We start from the raw sequence: 15,817 nt of genomic DNA, 5'->3' as shown, positions 1-15,817 counted from the left end.
TGCGACCCTTTCAGACTGCGGCCAGGGATCGACTCCCTCAGCCTTGGCGCCCTCTTAAGCCAAGCCCCCCTTTCCCGCAAGTTCATGCGCCCCGAGAGGCTTTGTCACAGCGCAAACACCTTGCACCCGGCGTCGCGTATGGTCATATCATCAACAAAGACACCGTTACTGGAAGAGGCCCAACTCCGATGACCACGTTCGACGAACGCGAAAACGCCTTTGAAGCAAAATTCGCCCATGACGAGGAAATGCAGTTCAAGGCACAAGCCCGGTGTAACAAGTTGCTGGGCCTGTGGGCAGCAGAAAAGCTGGGCAAGACCGGAGACGAGGCCGCCGAATACGCCAAGGCGGTCGTGATTGCCGACTTCGAGGAAGCCGGCCACGAGGACGTTGTGCGCAAGGTCGCAGCCGATCTGGGCGACCTGTCGAGCCCGGATGAAATCCGCGCCAAGATGGCCGAGCTGTTGCCGCAGGCGAAGGCAGAGGTTCTGAGCGAGACCGGATAAGGCTCTGCTGGAAACCTCATGATCTTCATGAGTTTTATGAGTTTGATTTGACGCCCCGTTCGTGAGACACGGGGCGTCTCAGTTTTGGTCCCGGACCATGTTCAACGGATCCCATAGATGACGAACCCGCTTTCCGAACTTCTCGCGCGCAACGGCGTTCTGCTTGCCGACGGCGCCACTGGCACCAACCTTTTCAACATGGGGCTGCAATCCGGCGATGCTCCGGAATTGTGGAATACCGACGCCCCGGACAAGATTCGCGCGCTGTATCGCGGTTCGGTCGATGCGGGCAGCGATCTGTTTCTGACCAACACCTTCGGCGGCACCGCCGCCCGGCTGAAACTGCATGATGCGCAGGATCGGGTTCGTGAACTGAACCGCATCGGCGCCGAACTGGGACGAGAGGTTGCCGACGCCGCGGATCGCACGGTGATCGTTGCAGGCTCGGTCGGGCCGACGGGCGAGATCATGGAGCCGGTCGGCAGCCTGTCGCACGCCGCCGCGGTCGAGATGTTCCACGAACAGGCCGAGGGGCTGAAGGAAGGCGGCGCCGACGTGCTGTGGCTGGAAACCATCAGCGCGCCCGAAGAGTTCCGCGCCGCCGCCGAAGCCTTTGCCCTCGCCGACATGCCCTGGTGTGGCACCATGAGCTTCGACACCGCCGGCCGCACGATGATGGGCGTCACCTCGGCCGATCTGGCGCAGCTGGTCGAGACCCTGCCCAACCCGCCTATCGCCTTCGGCGCGAATTGCGGCACCGGCGCATCGGACATTCTCCGCACGGTTCTGGGGTTTGTCGCGCAGGGCACCGAAAGACCGGTGATCTCCAAAGGCAATGCGGGCATTCCGAAATACGTGGACGGCCATATCCACTATGACGGAACGCCGGAATTGATGGGACAGTATGCGGCCATGGCGCGCGATGCCGGCGCCAGGATCATCGGCGGCTGCTGCGGCACCATGCCCGACCATCTGCGCAAGATGCGCGAGGCCCTGGACACCACCGCCCCCGGTGATCGCCCGACGCTGGATCAGATTACGGCAGCGCTGGGTCCGTTCACCTCGGCCTCGGATGGAACCGGCGATGCCGAACCGGGCAGCGAGCGCCGCACGCGGCGCAGGCGGCGGGCCTGACCGGCAGTACCCCTACTGGCTGACCGGAGGCGCATCGAGCAGCGCACGCAGCTGCGCCACCGGAACCCCGAAATTCGAACCGCCGAATTCGGGAATGATCGCCGCATTCACCGCCACCACTTCGCCCTGCAGGTTCAGGACCGGGCCACCGCTACCCCCATGCGTGGTCTCGGCGTCATAGACCACGGCGGCGGCCGTCGTCTGCCCGACGATCCCGCGGCTGGACAGCGGCGACATGAGGCCCGCCTCGGACAGGCGCGCCGCGACCTGCCAGAACCCGGTTTCCCCCCGCTCTCGCAACTCTTCGACGAAAGCCTCGCCGGATTGCGCCAGCAGCGACATCAAGCCAGTGGGATAGCCCATGACCAGGATTTCCTGTCCCGGCGCGGGCGGCGCATCTGCCAGCGCGATGCCGGCGGGCAGCGTCGTGTCGTCGGCCGGCACCAGCAGCGCCAGATCCGCCGTATCGCTGACGGACTGGCTCGCCAGGTCGATCGGGCCGATGCCACCGGGAAAATAGGCGACAAAACGGATCATGACCGGCTCCATCACCTCGCCGCCCATACGCACGCCCGGCTCGTCATCCCAGGGCACGGCCACGTGACGGTTGGTCACGATCACGCCGTGGTCGCGCAGCACGAACCCGGTGCCGTTGAACTGAACCTCGGCCACGGGCCCGTTCCCGTCGAGCGAGAGCATCGGCTGCCCGTTGGGCAAACGTATGGGCACATCATCGGCATCCACCACCTGGCGCAGCATCCGGCCGCTGTCGCGGTGACGCAGCCCGTACCCGCCCTGAAGGAACCCCACCGAAGCCGCTGCCTCGCGCACCACGCGCATGGCGGCGCCCGACCGCGCCTCGAGCGTCTGTAGCCGCTCGGTATTGACGGACAGCCGGTTGCGCAGCTCCTCCTGCAAGGCCGCAAGGTCGCCGGGGCGGATGGCCTCGCGCTGCGCCTCGTTCAGGGCGGCCGCCACCGAATCGATCTGCAACTGGCCGCTTTCGAGCTGCGCGCGAAGCGTAACATCCGCCCGGAACTGCAGAACCACCGCAACCGTCAGCGCCGCCAGCGCCGCCAGAACGCCCGCACGGAACAGGAGCGTCGTATCGGTGGCAATCCGGCGCACCGCACCCGCGACCGCCCGGCTGGCTCGGCTCAACAGAGGCCGCCGACTGGTACGCAGATAGCACAGTGCATCGTCGAGGATTTCTCCGAAGGTGCTCTTGGGCCGGGTCCGGTCATCGTAGACCCGAAACCGGGACAGCGGCCCGGTCTCGCCGAACTCGATCATGTCGCCCTGTTTCAGAGCGCAATCACGCACTTGCTCCCGGTTGACCCAGATCCGGGCATCCGCCGCTTCGACCGAGAATCGATCGCCATCGCGGAGAACGCGCGCGGCGAACACGCCATCCGGCAGTTGTGCGCCCGGAGGCAGAACCCGCAGGGTTCCCGCCTCGTCCAGCCAGATGTCCATGGCATCGGCGGTGATCCAGGAATAGTGGCCGCGATTCCGTCCCGTGAGGTGTTCCAGAACCGCAGCGCAGGGGCTGGGCGTCGGAGCGGTCATGCTCCGATCATGACGCCGCACCGCCCCCGTGTGTCAATGGGTCAGCGCCCCTCGAACCGCGCCGGACGCTTTTCCAGGAACGCCACGACACCCTCGGCAAAGTCGCGGGTGCGGCCACATTCGCCCTGCAGATGGGCTTCGGCCGCCAGCTGTTCGGTCAGGCTTTTTCCATAGGTGCCGCGGATCGCCTTCTTGATCGCGGCAAATCCTGCGGTGGGACCGTTCGCAAGATAGGCCGCGCGTTTGCGCCAATGCTCCTCGAAGGCGTCGTCGGCAACCGCTTCCCAGATCAATCCCCAATCATCCGCCTGCCGGGCGCTGATCTTGTCGGCAAACAGCGCCGCGCCCATGGCCTTGGCAAACCCCATCTGGCGCGGCATGAACCAGGTGCCGCCCGCATCGGGCATCAGCCCGATCCGGGCAAAAGCCTGCAGAAAATAGGCGCTTTCGGTCGCGATCACCACATCGGCGCAGAGCGCCAGGTTGGCCCCCGCCCCCGCCGCCGGACCATTCACCGCCGCGATCGTCGGCACCGGACAGTCATAGACCGACTCCAGCATGGGCTCATATTCGTCCCGAAGCGCCCGCTCCAGGTCGATCTTGCCGGTGCTGGAGGCGTCGCCCAGATCCTGGCCCGTGCAGAACGCGCCCCCCGCGCCGGTCAGCACGATGGCGCGGGCGTTGCGGGCGCCGTGCTTCATGGCATGCGTGATCTCGGCGCGCATCTGGGTGGTCAGCGCGTTCATCTTTTCCGGCCGGTCCAGCGTCAGAACGGCCAGATTGTCGGTGATGTCGAATGTGATCGTTTCGTACTGCATGAAGATGCCCCTCGCCCGCGTTCCGCTTCGACGCAAATTGGCGCAAGCCGACCAGCAGGAAAAGCGAAACCGCGCGTCACTCTTCCAGAATTCGGCGCAAGCGTTCCTTTTCCTCTTCGCTCAAGGCCGCTTCGGCGGCGGCGGTCCGGCTGGCCGAGCGGTTGCGGACAAATCGCCATCCCACAAAACCGGCCGCCAGCAGCATCGCCGGCCCCGCCAGCCACAGCATCCAGTTCGCGCCCGTGGCCGTCGGCTTCAGAAGGACGTATTCGCCATAGCGGGCCACGATGAAGTCGATCGCCTCTTCATCCGTGTCCCCGGCCACCAGGCGCTCGCGCACCAGGATTCGCAGATCACGCGCCAGTTCGGCATTGCTGTCGTCGATGCTTTCGTTGCGGCAGACCAGACAGCGCAACTCCTTGCTGAGTTCGCGCGCCCGTTCTTCCAGCACCGGATCGTCCAGCACTTCGTCGGGTTGCACGGCCCAAACCGGCGCGGCCAGCAACAGCAGGGTCACAAGCAGCCTTTTCATTCCGCCGGCACTCCCCCGCTCGGCGCCTTGCGCGCACCGGCGGCGACGCGGAACCGACGGTCCGAAAGGCTCAGAAACCCGCCCAGCGCCATCAGGATGGATCCGCCCCAGATCCAGTTGGCGAAGGGTTTGATATAGGTGCGCATGGTCCAGCTGCCGTCCTGTTGGCGGTCGCCGATCACCACATAAACGTCCCTAAGAATGCGATAGTCGATGGCGGCCTCGGTCGTGGGCATGCGCGCCACCGGATAGTCGCGTTTTTCTGGATAGAGCGTGTCCACCGGACGGCCGTTTTTTTCGAGCGTCACGGTGCCCATCGTCGAGAAATAGTTCGGCCCTTCAACCCGCCGTACCTCTTCGAGAGTCAGGGTGAACCCGCCCACGTCAAACGACTCGCCCAGACGCGCGACGCGGATATCCTCGACTTCCCACGCCAGGAGCCCGGCAACGGCGAACATGGTCACACCCAGTCCGGTATGGGCGACCGCCTTGCCCCAGTCGGCCCGCGGCAAGCGCATCAGGCGCGCGAAGCTGCGCGACTTGCCGGTACGGCTCCAAAGATCGATGACCGCGCCAAAGGTGACCCAGGCGCCCAGGAACAGCCCCACCGGCCCCAATGCGCTGCGCCCGGTCTGCATGGCCCAGACCAGCAGAGCCAGCGCCAGCGCCAGCCCAAAGGCATAGCGCAACGACCAGGCAACCCGTCCCAACCGGCCGCGCTTCCACGGTAGCATCGACCCCAGCGGCAGTGCCAACCCCAATGCGACCATGAACGGCGTGAATGCCGCGTTGAAGAACGGCGCACCGACCGACAGTTTGCGGTCGAACGCCATCTCGGCCACGATTGGCCAGAGAGTGCCGAAGAAAACCACGAAACAGCTCACCGCCAGCAGCACGTTGTTCACCACCAGCGCGCTTTCGCGGCTGACGAGCCCGAACACGCCCTTGGCTTCCATCGCCTGAGCACGAGCCGCAAACAGCGTCAGCGCGCCGCCGATGAAGAACGCGAGAATGGCCAGGATGAACACGCCGCGCTCCGGATCGGTGGCGAAGGCGTGAACCGAGGTCAGGATGCCGGACCGGACGATGAAGGTTCCGATCAGCGAGAACCCGAACGCGATGATGGCCAGCAGGATGGTCCAGCTTTTCAGCGCCTCGCGCTTTTCCACCACGATCGCCGAATGCAGCAGCGCCGCCGCCAGCAGCCACGGCATGAACGACGCGTTCTCGACCGGATCCCAGAACCAGAACCCGCCCCACCCGAGTTCATAGTAGGCCCACCAGGATCCCAGCGCGATGCCGATGGTCAGAAACACCCACGCGGCCAGCGTCCAGGGTCGCACCCAACGGGCCCAGGCCGCGTCGACGCGCCCCTCGATCAGGGCGGCGACGGCAAAGCTGAACGCCATGCTGAGACCCACATAGCCCAGATAGAGAAAGGGCGGGTGCAAAGCCAGTCCCGGATCCTGCAGCAGCGGGTTCAGATCCTGACCGTCGAAAGGCGCCACGATCAGACGCTGGAACGGGTTGGATGTGAACAGGATGAAGGCAAAGAACGCGACCGCGATGGCCGACTGAACGGCCAGAACCCGGGCCTTGAGGGTTGGCGGCAGCCCGCCCCCGAACCAGGCGGCCATGGCTCCGAACAGGGTAACGATGAGAACCCAGAGCAGCATCGACCCTTCGTGGTTGCCCCACGTGCCGCTGATCTTGTAGATCATCGGCTTGGCCGAGTGGCTGTTCTGCACCACGAGGCGCAATGAGAAATCCGAGGTGACGAAGGCCCAGACAAGCGCTCCGAAGGCAAAGGCCGTCAACAGGAATTGCGCCATGGCGGCGGGCTCTGCCATCGCCATCCAGCCCGACCAGCGTTTATGCGCACCGATCAGCGGGATGACGGATTGCAGGATCGCCACCATGAAGGCGAGGACCAGGGCAAAGTGACCGAGTTCAGTAATCATGCCCCGAGGTATAATGCGCCACCGGGGCGGGTTCCAATCACTTTCGTTCGCCCCCCGCGCACATAGTGTCGCGGCTCACCACTGTCGAAGCTTGCGCCAGTGCTCCAGCGCCGGATTGTCTTCGTGGTCCACTGCGTCAGGAATTGCCGCCGCATCGCCGCCCGGGTCGGCGGCACCGGGGTTGTCGGTGCGCAACGATTTCAACGCCGCCACATTGTCCATCACCAGCGGGGCGCGGGCGACGACACCGGCGATTTCTTTCTGGAAGTCCTGGGACTTGGCTTGATGCCGCGCGCCGAAATAGAAGGATACGATGACGCCCAGCAGCCACCACAGCGGCTCGGGCACCAGCGCGATGCCCTGCATGCGTTCCGCAAACCATAGCGGATCCACCATCGCCGCGGTGAACAGACCCAAGGTGGCCAAGGCCATGGCCGGGCGCGGCAACCGGTTCAGCCCATCCATGAATCGGTCGAATCGGCCCTTTCGGGACACGGCGAATTCTGCGCCGAACTGCGCCATTGCCTGGGCGCGCGCGGCGGCCACCCGTCCGGCCTGCGCTTCGGCATTCTCGCGAAACACCTCGGCGGTTTCGATGACCGCGTTTCTGCCGTTGCCGAACAGCAGACCAAAAAGCGTTGAAATCAGCCCCATGCCGCGACCCTCTGCTGGAATGCGTCGTCATCGAGGTGGTAGCGCGGCGAGATGAAATCCTCCGCCCTCCGGATCCACCCCCCCTTGCCACCGGCGCGCGTGCGCACGTACTTGCGGGACGCGGGTCGCCGATCGGCCAGGCGAAAGTAGAAGTTGCGCCGCGCGATCCCGTAGGCGTCCCGCAACACGACGGGATCGGGCCGGCCCGCAGCCTGCGCGGCCGCCACGGTCTGTGGTCCGATCACCCCGTCCACCACGATGTCGAACCCCATGTCGCGCAGGAGTTTCTGCAAAATCCGGACGGCCTGCGCACCGGCATTAACATACATGTCAAAAAGCGGAGCCCACAAGGATTCGGGCAATTCTCCGATCCGGGGTCGCCTGAAATAGTGTTCCAGAAAGATTTCGACCGCTTGTGGGCGTTGCAACGCTTTCACGTCGGCCTCGTCAACCTGCCCGTCCCCGGTCAGGTCCAGCCCCAACCGACGCAAGGTGTGGATCGTCACACCATGTTTCGTCGCTCCGCCCGGATCGTCCGGATCATCGACAAACCCACCCTCGCGCGCCACGATTTCTTCGGCAAACTGTTTGACCGACTGCATGTCCGAACCCTCCGCATAGGTGCGGAAACGCTCCGTCAGACCGGTTAACATCGCCAAAGCAGAAGGAGCGCTGCAAGTGCAACGCCCGCTTCACTGCGAAAAACAGAAGACGGGTATGGCCCCGGCAGGCGGTGGTCAGCTTTCGCCGGGTTCCTTGTAGACGCCCTGTTCCTTCAGCGCGTCCATCACCTCTTTCGGCATGTAGGTTTCGTCGTGTTTCGCAAGTATTTCAGTGGCTTCAAAGACACCGTTCACGTAACGCCCGGTGCCGACCATACCCTGGTTCTCGGCAAAGAGATCCGGCAGGACGCCGGTATAGACGACTGGCACGCTCTCGCCGCCATCGGTCACGGAAAAGCGCACGGTCTCTCCCTGCCCGCGCACCAAAGAGCCCTCTTCGACCAGACCTCCGATCCGGAACACCTCTGTCGGTTCGGGCGGTTCGGCGATGATCTGGCTCGGCGCACGGAAGAAGTTGATGCCGTCGCGCATGGCATAGCCTATCAACCCGGTCGCAAGGACCAGGGCCACGATGGCCACCAGGATTACTTGAATGCGACGCCGTTTCTTGAGCGATTTCATGTCGTCCTCACGGGAACAGAGGGGCCATCATGAGCCCCGTCGTTTCGGTTTCACCTAACATCAGGTTTGCATTCTGCAAGGCCTGGCCGCTGCTACCTTTCGTCAGGTTGTCCAGTGCACCCACCACGATGGCGCGTCTTTCGATCCGGTCGCCGGCCACGCCCAGATGGCAGTAGTTCGAGCCGCGCACATGATGGGTCGAAGGTGTCTCTCCATAGGGCAGGACATGAACGAAGGGTTCGGCCTCGTAGGCCTGGCACAGCGTTTCATAGACGCTGCGCGGGTCGCCCTTGACATAGGAAGTTGCCAGAATGCCGCGATTGGCGGGGATCAGGTGCGGCGTGAACTGCACGTGCACCGTCTGCCCGGCCAGTTTCGAGAACTCCTGGTCGAACTCGCCCAGATGCCGATGCGTGCCGCCGATGGCATAAGCATGGTAGCCCTCGCTCAACTCGGCATGGAGCAGGTTTTCCTTCAGCGACCGCCCCGCCCCCGACACCGCGCATTTCAGGTCGAGGATGATATCGTCCAGATCGATCACGCCCGCAGATATCAACGGGCGCAGCACATATTGCCCGGTGGCCGCGTTGCAGCCGGTTCCGGCCACCAGCCGCGCGGCCCGGATTTCGTCGCGATAGAACTCGGTGAGGCCATAGACCGCCTCTTTCTGGTGTTCCAGCGCGACGTGGGGGTTGCCGTACCATTTCTGGTAGGCTTCAGGATCCTGCAGCCGGAAGTCGGCGGACAAGTCGATGATCCGCAGGGTCTTTGGCAGGGCGCGGATCACTTCCTGGCTGGTCTTGTGCGGCAGCGCGCAGAAACAGAGATCGACCCGCGCAAAGTCGATGTCCTCGATCCGGCACAAATCCGGCAGGTCCAGATGCCGCAGATGTGGAAAGACCTGCGCCATGGACTGGCCCGCCTTGCGTTCGGCGGCCAGCGCAACGATCTCAAGGTTCGGGTGCCCGGCAATGAGCCGCACCAGTTCCGCGCCGGTATAACCCGAAGCGCCCAGGATTGCGATCTTGTGGGTCATATCAGACCTCTTCCTTCGTATGTCACTTGTCTTGACCGCCCGTGTGACGGTCAGGGGAATAGAAAATGGGGTGGGAACCGTCCTTGACCGAAGTCAGGCGGCCTCAAAGGCGATCCGTCGTCGGAGGAACTGCGTCGCCCGGTCGGAGACCTTTCCGGGTTGCCCGGTGGTCAGATACCCGCCGGGACCGTTGCCCAGCATGTTGGGATGGCGTTGCAGATAGTCCGCCAGGCTGTCGGCCACCAGCGCGCCCTGGCTGAACACCTTGACCTCGGCGCCCAGCGCCGCCTGAAAGGCGTCTTCGACCAGCGGATAGTGGGTGCAGCCCAGGACTGCCGCCTCGGGATGCGGCATCTTGCGTTTGAGCGCATCCACATGCGACCGAACCAGCGCCTCGGCGAGGATCATGTCTCCTTCCTCGATGGCATCCACCACCCCGCCGCAGCTTTGCGCCTCGACATCCACGCCGATGGCCCGGAAGGCCAGTTCGCGCTGGAACGCGCGGCTTGCGACGGTGGCCGGGGTGGCGAACAGCGCCACATGCTTGACCGCAACCTCGCGCGGGGGCGAGTTGTCGCCCCATTGCCGCTCGGTCAGGGCCTCGATCAGCGGCACGAACACGCCCAGCACGCGCTTGCCGGTCGGCACGCCGGCCTCCTGCATCCGGCGCAGCGCGGCGGCGCTGGCGGTGTTGCAGGCCAGAATCACCAGATCACAGCCGCGATCCCACAGATCCTGCACCGCCTTGCGGGTCAGCTGATGGATATCGTCGGCATCCCGAACGCCGTAAGGCGCGTGCGCGCTGTCGGCGTAATACAGGAAATCCACGTCCGGCAGACGTTTCTGCGCGGCGTCCAGGACGGTCAGTCCGCCCAGACCTGAGTCAAAGATACCTACTGCCATGTGCCCCTTCAGGCGCGATGCCGTTCCTCGAATTCATAGCCGTAGTCATAGGACTTCAACGGCTTCGGGGACAGCTCATACGTGGCTTTGCGCAGAAAATCCATCATCCTGCGCGAATCCCTCGACAACGGGTCCAGCACGTCGCGTCCGATGGGTTTGCCGACGACGATCCTGACGGGGGTATCGACACGCTTCTTGAACTCCTTGATCAGAAGCCCCATCCGCAACGTGTAGTGCAGATGGCTTGCAATCTGGAACAGGCGCGACGTGTGACCATCAAAAAACACGGGCACCACCGTCGCCCGCGACTTTCCGATCATGCGCGCGGTGAATCCGCGCCAGCCGGGATCCATGGGATGCGAGAAAGGCTTGGCCGCGGTGCTGACGGTTCCGCCCGGGAAGATGCCGATTGCGCCACCCTGCCCCAGATAGTCGAGCGCGGTCTTGCGGGTTTCCAGATTCAGCTTCATCGCCTCCTTGGTCTCGTCGAACGAGATCGGCAGGATGATGCGGTTCAGATCCTCGGCCTTGCGGAAGACGCGATGGGCCAGAATGCGGAAATCGCCGCGGGTCTGCGACAGTATATACCCCATCATCAGCCCGTCGAGGATGCCGTAGGGATGATTCGCGATCAGGATCAGCGGACCGTCCTTCGGGATGTTCGACAGCGATCCGCCCATCACATCCAGCGTCAGACCATACCGTTCGGCCATCACGGCCCAGAAGTCGCGGCCGTTGGCGACTTCTTTCTCATAGCCATCGGCCCGCTTGATCAGACGCAATCGGCCGGTGGTGTTCTCCATCAGCTTGATGACGAGCCTGCCGCTCTTGGTTTCCGCGGAATAGGCGTAGGTTATGTCACGTGCAACATGTCGGCGCGACGGCATGCGAGTCTCCGAATTGGTGCCTGCTAAATAGGGGCAGGCAACAATTTTGCATAGCTTTCGTGACGCGCATGTGACGAATTATTCCGCAGCCTTCCTGATCTCCGGCCCGCCCTGGCGAATGACCGCCAGAAGCTCCTCGCGCCGTTTCGCGGCCTTGCCCTCGTTGGCCGCCTTCACCGGACCAAAACCGCGAATGTCGAGCGGCAGTTGCGCCAGGGCAATGATCGCGTCGCGCGTTCCGGAGGCGAGTTTCGGCAGAACCTCCTTCATGTCCTTCTCATATTGCCGGATCAGCGCGCGCTCCATCCTGCGCTCGGCGCTGTAGCCGAAGACGTCGAACGGCGTGCCGCGCAACCCCTTCAATCGCGACAGAAGCTTGAGCGGCCCAAGCATCCACTCGCCGAATTGCCGTTTCCTCGGACGCCCGTCCGGCCCCGTCCCGCCAAGAATCGGAGGAGCGAGGTGGAAGGTCATCTTCATTTCGCCATCGAATTCGGCCTCTGCCTTGTCGCGGCTCGACAACAGCAGCCGTGCGACCTCGTATTCGTCCTTGTAGGACAGCAGCTTGTGATACCCCTTGGCGACAGCCTCCTTCAGGGCCGCATCCTCGATCCCGTCCAGCATCCGGCGATACCGCTTGGCGAGCCGCTTGCCCTGATAGGCGACCAGATGGTCGGTACGGAACGCGATTTTTTCGTCCGGGGTTTTCGGCAGTTCCGCGACGTTCGGTTTCAGGATTGCGGCCACCTCGTCGGGGTGCAGCACCGCCCAGCGTCCGACTTCGAACGCACGCTTGTTGCGCTCCACCGCGGCGCCGTTCAATTCGATGGCCTGCAGGATCGCCTCGTGGCTGATCGGCAGCAGGCCCCGCTGCCAGGCGGCGCCAAAGACCATCATGTTGGAATAGATCGAGTCGCCCATCACCATCCGCGCCAGGTCGGTGGCGTCGAAAAGGTCCAGCTTGTCCTTCAGCCGCGCCTCCAGCGCCAGCGAAAGCTGGTCGGCGGGGATTCGGAATTCGGTGTCGCGGGTGAAATCCCCGGTGATGATCTCGTGGCTGTTCACGACGCCCCCGGTCTTGCCGGTCTGGGTCAGGCCCAGCGTCTTGGCGCCCGCCGACACGACCAGATCGCCACCGATCAGGGCGTGGGCCTCGCCGGTCGCCACCCGGATGGCGCTGATGTCCTCGGGCCGGTTCGCCAGACGGCAGTGGATATGCACCGCCCCGCCCTTTTGGGCCAGGCCGGCCATCTCCATCATGCCTGCGCCCTTGCCGTCGATCTGCGCCGCCTGGGCCAGAACCGCACCGATGGTCACGACGCCGGTGCCGCCGACACCGGTGATGACCACGTTGTGAGTGCCGTCGATCTGCGGCAAGTCCGGGCTCGGCAGGTGTGGAATGTCGATCTCGGTCGTCGCCTCCTTGCGGATCTTGGCCCCTTCGAGCGTGACGAAAGACGGGCAGAAGCCTTTCAGGCAGGAAAAATCCTTGTTGCAGCTGGACTGGTCGATGGCCCGCTTGCGGCCCAGTTCGGTTTCCTTGGGCACGATCGAGACGCAGTTCGACTGCACCCCGCAATCGCCGCAGCCCTCGCAGACATCCGTGTTGATGAAAACCCGCTTGTCCGGATCCGGAAAGGTGCCGCGCTTGCGCCGGCGGCGCTTCTCGGCGGCGCAGGTCTGGATGTAGACGATGGCGGACACGCCTTCGATCTCGCGGAATTTCTTCTGCACGTCCATCAATACGGCGCGCTCGTGCGTTGCCACGCCGGACGGCAGCGCCTTGAAGTTCACGTCCTCCTTTTCGTCATAGACGACCGCGATGTGCCGGACGCCCATGGCATCCAGTTCCCGCACGATGCGCTCGGCGGTCAGGCCGCCCTCGTTGGTTTGGCCACCGGTCATCGCGACTGCGTCGTTGAACAGGATCTTGAAGGTGATGTTGGTGCCCGCCGCCAGCGCCGCCCGGATCGCCTGCACTCCCGAGTGGTTGTAGGTACCGTCGCCCAGGTTCTGGAACACATGCTTGGTGGTCGAAAACGGCGCCTCGCCGATCCAGTTGGCGCCCTCGCCGCCCATCTGGGTGAACCCGGTCGTGTTGCGGTCCATCCACTGCACCATGTAGTGGCACCCGATTCCGGCATAGGCCCGGCTGCCGTCCGGCAGCTTGGTCGAGCTGTTGTGCGGGCACCCGGAACAGAAATACGGCAGGCGCGCGGCGATTTCCTGCGCGTTGTCGGCACGGCGCGCATCGGCAAGCTTGGCCAGGCCGGCCCGGATTCCGTCGGTGTCGTGGCCTTCTTCGATCAGGATCTCGCCGATCCTTTCGGCAATCATCACCGGGTCCAGCGCGCCGCGGGTCGGGAACAGCTCATCGCGGTGCATGGTCCCGGCCCCGCCCTTGTACCAGCCATAGACGCGGCGCCCGCGGCGGTCGTCGAAAATCGCTTCCTTGACCTGCACCTCGATCAGCTTGCGCTTTTCCTCGACGATGATGATCAGATCGAGTCCTTCGGCCCAGTCGTGGAACCCCTTCATGTCCAGCGGGAAGGTCTGGCCGATCTTGTAGGTGGTGATGCCCAACCGCTCGGCCTCGGCCTCGTCGATATGCAAAAGCGACATGGCGTGGACGAGATCCAGCCAGTTCTTGCCCGCCGCCGCGATGCCGATCTTGGCGCCGGGCTTGCCCCACATGCGCTTGTCCATCTTGTTGGCGTGCGAGAACACCTCGGCCGCGAAACGCTTGAAATCGATGATCCGCGCCTCTTGCGCGTGCGGGGTGTCGCCCAAGCGGATGTTCAGACCGCCTTCGGGCATGTCGAATTCCGGCACGACCAGTTGCATCCGTTCGGGCCGCCCATCCACGACCGAGGTCACTTCGATCGTGTCCTTCATCGTCTTGAGACCCACCCAAAGGCCCGCAAACCGGCTGAGCGCGAATCCGTAAATCCCGTAGTCCAGGATTTCCTGCACCCCGGCCGGGCTGACCACCGGCATGTACATGTCAACCAGAGACCATTCCGATTGGTGCAGCACGGTCGAGCTTTCGCCGGTGTGGTCATCCCCCATCGCCATCAGCACGCCGCCATGCTGCGCGGTGCCCGCCATGTTCGCATGGCGCATCACGTCGCCCGAACGGTCCACGCCGGGGCCCTTGCCGTACCAGAGCCCGAAGACGCCGTCATACTTGCCGTCGCCCCGCAGCCCGGCCTGCTGACTGCCCCAAAGCGCAGTGGCCGCCAGATCCTCGTTCAGCCCGTACTGGAACAGGATGTCGTTTTCAACGAGCTGTTTCTGAGCCCGGCTCATCTGCAGATCCACGGCACCCAGCGGCGAACCGCGATACCCGGTGACCAGACCGCCGGTATTCAGGCCCGCCTGCCGGTCGCGTTCCTTCTGCATCAGCATCAGACGCACCAGCGCCTGGGTTCCGTTCAGCAGAACCGGGCTCTTGTTCAGATCGAAGCGGTCGTTCAGCGATATTTTCGGCTGACTCATCTGACGTCTCCCCTCGTCAGGCTAGTGTGCGATAAATTGCCTCAATATTAGGTCATAATTTCTGACCTGTATAGGCATATTTTGTTGTTTTCGTTTCGTCACCCTCGTTTGAATGTGGAAATTGTTACCTCTTTCATATAGGGCTGCTGGCTCATAACGAAAGTTGCGGCGATGGATTGGGACAAGCTCAGAATCTTTCACGCGGTTGCCGACGCGGGCAGCCTCACCCATGCGGGCGACAAGCTGAATCTCTCGCAATCCGCGGTCAGCCGGCAGATCCGCGCGCTTGAGGAATCGCTGAATTCCACCCTGTTTCACCGCCATGCACGCGGGCTGATTCTGACGGAACAGGGCGAATTGCTGTTCGACGCCACCTCCGCCATGACCAAGCGGCTCGATGCCGCCGCCGCCCGTATCCGAGACAGCGAAGAAGAAGTGTTCGGCGAGCTTCGCGTGACCACGACATTCGGCTTCGGCACCTTGTGGCTGGCGCCGCGCCTGCCGAAACTCTACGAGAAGTTTCCCGAACTGAACATCGATCTGATGCTGGAAGAACGTGTACTCGACCTGCCGATGCGCGAGGCGGACGTGGCGATCCGGATGAAGGAACCCAGCCAGGCCGATCTCGTGCGCAAACGCCTGATGACAGTGCAGATTCAGCTCTATGCAACTTCCGAATACCTGATCGCCAAGGACGGGCCGCCCGAAACCCTCGACGACATCAAGCACCACCGCCTGATCTGCCAGAGCCCCTCCTCGGCCCAGGTCGGTGCCGGCGCGTCACTGGTCCAGCACTTGATGACCTACAATCCCGGCTCTCTGCTGACGGTGAACAACTATTTCGGCGTATTGCAAGGCGTCCTGCACAATCTCGGCATCGGCGTGCTCCCCGACTACGTGACCGAGGATTTTCCCGATCTCGTGCGCGTCCTGCCCGACATCGAAAGCGCCGATGTGCCGGTCTACCTCGCCTATCCCGAAGAACTCCGGCACTCGCAGCGCATCGCGGCGTTCCGGGACTTCGTTCAAGACGAGATCATCGCCCACCGCAAACACTTGAGACAGATGGGAAAACTCTAGCTATGCGCGCAGGTCATATCGGACTTGAACTGAGCGCACCCTAGTTTTTCTTGAA

14 protein-coding genes are annotated in these 15,817 nt (G+C 63.7%); 3 read left to right on the top strand and 11 right to left on the bottom strand.

Annotation, left to right across the window (positions count from 1 at the left end):
• Window positions 1-188 precede the first annotated feature (188 nt).
• A complete protein-coding gene (locus tag AC2FNJ_RS02470; protein WP_496762140.1) occupies window positions 189-506 on the top strand; it encodes a DUF1476 domain-containing protein in 318 nt (105 codons plus the stop codon).
• Between the two features lie 117 nt (window positions 507-623).
• A complete protein-coding gene (gene bmt / locus AC2FNJ_RS02465; protein WP_496762139.1) occupies window positions 624-1,640 on the top strand; it encodes a betaine--homocysteine S-methyltransferase in 1,017 nt (338 codons plus the stop codon).
• 12 nt (window positions 1,641-1,652) lie between these two features.
• Here bmt and AC2FNJ_RS02460 read toward each other — a convergent pair whose 3' ends face one another.
• The 11 genes from AC2FNJ_RS02460 to AC2FNJ_RS02410 form a co-directional block, all read right to left on the bottom strand.
• Window positions 1,653-3,209 (bottom strand): trypsin-like peptidase domain-containing protein, encoded by a 1,557-nt coding sequence (locus AC2FNJ_RS02460; protein WP_496762137.1) that lies wholly within the window; start codon window positions 3,207-3,209, stop codon window positions 1,653-1,655.
• Between the two features lie 41 nt (window positions 3,210-3,250).
• The gene (locus tag AC2FNJ_RS02455) at window positions 3,251-4,027 is read right to left on the bottom strand and encodes an enoyl-CoA hydratase-related protein (protein ID WP_496762136.1); all 777 of its coding nucleotides are present in this window, start codon (window positions 4,025-4,027) and stop codon (window positions 3,251-3,253) included.
• Between the two features lie 76 nt (window positions 4,028-4,103).
• The gene (locus AC2FNJ_RS02450; RefSeq protein WP_496762134.1) at window positions 4,104-4,559 is read right to left on the bottom strand and encodes a cytochrome c-type biogenesis protein; all 456 of its coding nucleotides are present in this window, start codon (window positions 4,557-4,559) and stop codon (window positions 4,104-4,106) included.
• Entirely contained in the window at window positions 4,556-6,520 is a 1,965-nt protein-coding gene (locus tag AC2FNJ_RS02445; protein ID WP_496762132.1) for a heme lyase CcmF/NrfE family subunit, read from the bottom strand. The genes AC2FNJ_RS02450 and AC2FNJ_RS02445 overlap by 4 nt, the downstream gene beginning before the upstream one ends.
• A 75-nt stretch (window positions 6,521-6,595) precedes the next feature.
• On the bottom strand, window positions 6,596-7,174 hold the full coding sequence (locus tag AC2FNJ_RS02440; protein ID WP_496762131.1) for a holin family protein: 579 nt from the start codon (window positions 7,172-7,174) through the stop codon (window positions 6,596-6,598).
• Window positions 7,165-7,776 (bottom strand): holin-associated N-acetylmuramidase, encoded by a 612-nt coding sequence (locus AC2FNJ_RS02435; protein ID WP_496762129.1) that lies wholly within the window; start codon window positions 7,774-7,776, stop codon window positions 7,165-7,167. The genes AC2FNJ_RS02440 and AC2FNJ_RS02435 overlap by 10 nt, the downstream gene beginning before the upstream one ends.
• A gap of 135 nt (window positions 7,777-7,911) precedes the next feature.
• Window positions 7,912-8,358: a cytochrome c maturation protein CcmE gene (ccmE, locus tag AC2FNJ_RS02430; protein WP_496762127.1), complete on the bottom strand. Its 447-nt coding sequence runs from the start codon at window positions 8,356-8,358 to the stop codon at window positions 7,912-7,914.
• 7 nt (window positions 8,359-8,365) lie between these two features.
• The gene (argC, locus tag AC2FNJ_RS02425; protein WP_496762126.1) at window positions 8,366-9,394 is read right to left on the bottom strand and encodes an N-acetyl-gamma-glutamyl-phosphate reductase; all 1,029 of its coding nucleotides are present in this window, start codon (window positions 9,392-9,394) and stop codon (window positions 8,366-8,368) included.
• Between the two features lie 93 nt (window positions 9,395-9,487).
• On the bottom strand, window positions 9,488-10,297 hold the full coding sequence (locus AC2FNJ_RS02420; protein ID WP_496762124.1) for a glutamate racemase: 810 nt from the start codon (window positions 10,295-10,297) through the stop codon (window positions 9,488-9,490).
• A gap of 8 nt (window positions 10,298-10,305) precedes the next feature.
• Window positions 10,306-11,184, bottom strand: a complete 879-nt coding sequence (locus AC2FNJ_RS02415; RefSeq protein WP_496762123.1) for a lysophospholipid acyltransferase family protein — start codon at window positions 11,182-11,184, stop codon at window positions 10,306-10,308.
• 78 nt (window positions 11,185-11,262) lie between these two features.
• Window positions 11,263-14,682, bottom strand: a complete 3,420-nt coding sequence (locus AC2FNJ_RS02410; RefSeq protein WP_496762121.1) for an indolepyruvate ferredoxin oxidoreductase family protein — start codon at window positions 14,680-14,682, stop codon at window positions 11,263-11,265.
• A 171-nt stretch (window positions 14,683-14,853) separates the two neighbouring features.
• On the opposite strand from AC2FNJ_RS02410, the gene AC2FNJ_RS02405 reads away from it, so the two are divergent.
• Window positions 14,854-15,762, top strand: coding sequence for a LysR family transcriptional regulator (locus AC2FNJ_RS02405; protein ID WP_496762120.1), 909 nt, complete (start codon window positions 14,854-14,856; stop codon window positions 15,760-15,762).
• The last annotated feature ends 55 nt before the right edge of the window (window positions 15,763-15,817 follow it).

This window comes from Ruegeria sp. BHSB196, from assembly GCF_059613135.1.
The sequence above is the reverse complement of the archived record's forward strand: the minus strand, read 5'-3'. Positions and strand labels throughout refer to the sequence as shown.

Coding starts and splice junctions, on each gene's coding strand:
- AC2FNJ_RS02470 (WP_496762140.1), top strand. CDS start 189: ATGACCACGTTCGACGAACGCGAAAACGCCTTTGAAGCAAAATTCGCC.
- bmt (WP_496762139.1), top strand. CDS start 624: ATGACGAACCCGCTTTCCGAACTTCTCGCGCGCAACGGCGTTCTGCTT.
- AC2FNJ_RS02460 (WP_496762137.1), bottom strand. CDS start 3,209: ATGACCGCTCCGACGCCCAGCCCCTGCGCTGCGGTTCTGGAACACCTC.
- AC2FNJ_RS02455 (WP_496762136.1), bottom strand. CDS start 4,027: ATGCAGTACGAAACGATCACATTCGACATCACCGACAATCTGGCCGTT.
- AC2FNJ_RS02450 (WP_496762134.1), bottom strand. CDS start 4,559: ATGAAAAGGCTGCTTGTGACCCTGCTGTTGCTGGCCGCGCCGGTTTGG.
- AC2FNJ_RS02445 (WP_496762132.1), bottom strand. CDS start 6,520: ATGATTACTGAACTCGGTCACTTTGCCCTGGTCCTCGCCTTCATGGTG.
- AC2FNJ_RS02440 (WP_496762131.1), bottom strand. CDS start 7,174: ATGGGGCTGATTTCAACGCTTTTTGGTCTGCTGTTCGGCAACGGCAGA.
- AC2FNJ_RS02435 (WP_496762129.1), bottom strand. CDS start 7,776: ATGCAGTCGGTCAAACAGTTTGCCGAAGAAATCGTGGCGCGCGAGGGT.
- ccmE (WP_496762127.1), bottom strand. CDS start 8,358: ATGAAATCGCTCAAGAAACGGCGTCGCATTCAAGTAATCCTGGTGGCC.
- argC (WP_496762126.1), bottom strand. CDS start 9,394: ATGACCCACAAGATCGCAATCCTGGGCGCTTCGGGTTATACCGGCGCG.
- AC2FNJ_RS02420 (WP_496762124.1), bottom strand. CDS start 10,297: ATGGCAGTAGGTATCTTTGACTCAGGTCTGGGCGGACTGACCGTCCTG.
- AC2FNJ_RS02415 (WP_496762123.1), bottom strand. CDS start 11,184: ATGCCGTCGCGCCGACATGTTGCACGTGACATAACCTACGCCTATTCC.
- AC2FNJ_RS02410 (WP_496762121.1), bottom strand. CDS start 14,682: ATGAGTCAGCCGAAAATATCGCTGAACGACCGCTTCGATCTGAACAAG.
- AC2FNJ_RS02405 (WP_496762120.1), top strand. CDS start 14,854: ATGGATTGGGACAAGCTCAGAATCTTTCACGCGGTTGCCGACGCGGGC.